Annotated in this window: 1 pseudogene; it reads right to left on the bottom strand. The window is 62.0% G+C overall.

The features are described from left to right. Positions 1 to 667 (bottom strand): annotated as a pseudogene (locus H8B02_RS47580) (IS5 family transposase); the annotation flags it as partial. Between the last annotated feature and the right edge of the window lie 81 nt (positions 668 to 748).

Here is a 748-nt window from a genome sequence, read left to right as displayed (position 1 = left end):
TGTTTGAGCTGGCAGAAGCAGCGCTCGATGCGGTTGCGCTGTTTGTAGGCGTCGGCATCGTGCGGAATGATGATCCTGCGGGTGCGATTTGACGGGATCACCGCCATTGCGCCGATGTCCGCGATGATCGCACGCAGAGCGTTGCTGTCATAGGCCTTGTCGGCGAGCACGGCATCGCCGTTCTGGCCGTCGAGCAGTGCGGGCGCTTGGGTGATGTCATTGACCTGCCCAGCCGTGACGATGAAGCGGAGCGGACGGCCGAGCGCGTCGGCCAGCATGTGGATCTTGGTGGTCAGTCCGCCTCGGGAACGCCCCAGCGCCTGATCTTTGGCCCCCCTTTTCCGCTCGTCGCCTGCTGGTGGGCTCGAACGATGGTGCTGTCGATCATCAGATACTGGTTGTCGCGATCGGCGGTCAGAGCAGCGAACACGCGCTCCCAGACGCCGGCATGGCACCAGCGGCTGAAGCGCTGATGCACCGTTTTCCACTTGCCGTACCGTTCCGGCAGGTCGGACCAGTGTGCGCCCGACCGCAAAATCCACAAGCAGCCGTTGACGAACAGACGGTTATCCGCAGCCGTACGTCCCGGGTCGCTCGCCTTGCCTGGAAGCAACGGCGATATCTTTGCCCATTGCGCCTCGGTCAACTCATATCGCTTCGTCGCCATCATCCGCCCCGTGTCGAATCACGGAACTCTATGAATCAGCGATTAAGCCGCTTGGGAATCCTGAATGTCGATCGGCCCTAG

This window comes from Bradyrhizobium altum (genome assembly GCF_020889705.1).
In the GTDB taxonomy this organism is placed as follows: domain Bacteria; phylum Pseudomonadota; class Alphaproteobacteria; order Rhizobiales; family Xanthobacteraceae; genus Bradyrhizobium; species Bradyrhizobium altum.
This window is presented reverse-complemented; position numbering and strand designations above follow the sequence as displayed.